The organism is Thermococcus sp. M36, assembly GCF_012027355.1.
Taxonomy (GTDB): domain Archaea; phylum Methanobacteriota_B; class Thermococci; order Thermococcales; family Thermococcaceae; genus Thermococcus.
This window is the reverse complement of record NZ_SNUH01000014.1, coordinates 1-734: the sequence shown is the minus strand read 5'-3', so window position 1 is coordinate 734 and position 734 is coordinate 1. Positions and strand designations below refer to the sequence as shown.

Sequence of the window (734 nt, the reverse complement as noted above, 5' to 3'; positions counted from 1 at the left end):
CTTACAAACATCAAAACCTTGTGGGTGAAAGTACTACCAATTCTCAATATATTTTACCGGATACCTTATATTATAACAATCAAGCAAGTCATTTTACCAATTCAAAATGGTTGCACGCCCTTAATACCAAAAACGAATTAAACTTAGACTCTTCCAACACTATTACTATTAACGCAACCGGTAATTGGGGGCACGATAACAGCTATTCGCTTTTTAATAGTGAATACTTAGCAAGTACTTTACAGAAAGTGAATAATTCATCGAGAACCAATACATCATCAACCGATAGAAATAATCAAAAAGCTGATATTTTCTTCCGTCATAAATTCAATAATGCAGGAACCAGGATATTAACGTTTAACGTAACTTATAACAATAACAACAGCAATGGCGAAGGCTTCTTATACAGCCAAACAGATTTTTATAAAAGCGGCAGTATTAATACTACTCAAATTGTTGATCAAAGAAAAACAAACACTAATTCAGGCAATAGCTTACAAGGCTTGGTAAGCTATACAGAGCCACTATCAAAGAAAGTAATATTAAATCTTAATTATACCATTAACAGCAGTACAAGTGAACAAGATACACGTTCCTATGAGAAAAGAAACGGCAAATACGATTCATTAAATCTTTTGTACAGCAATCATTATAAATTCACCAATACTTCGAGCAGAGGTGGTTTTACCATTAACTATAATGGTAAAAAAATTAATGGGAAAATAGGATTAGCC

The 734-nt window shown here is 32.6% G+C and carries 1 protein-coding gene; it reads left to right on the top strand.

What is annotated here, in order from left to right; all coding sequences use genetic code 11:
* Window positions 1–734 (top strand): outer membrane beta-barrel protein (locus tag E3E36_RS11080; RefSeq protein ID WP_167895489.1); only part of this gene is annotated, 734 nt, incomplete at both ends.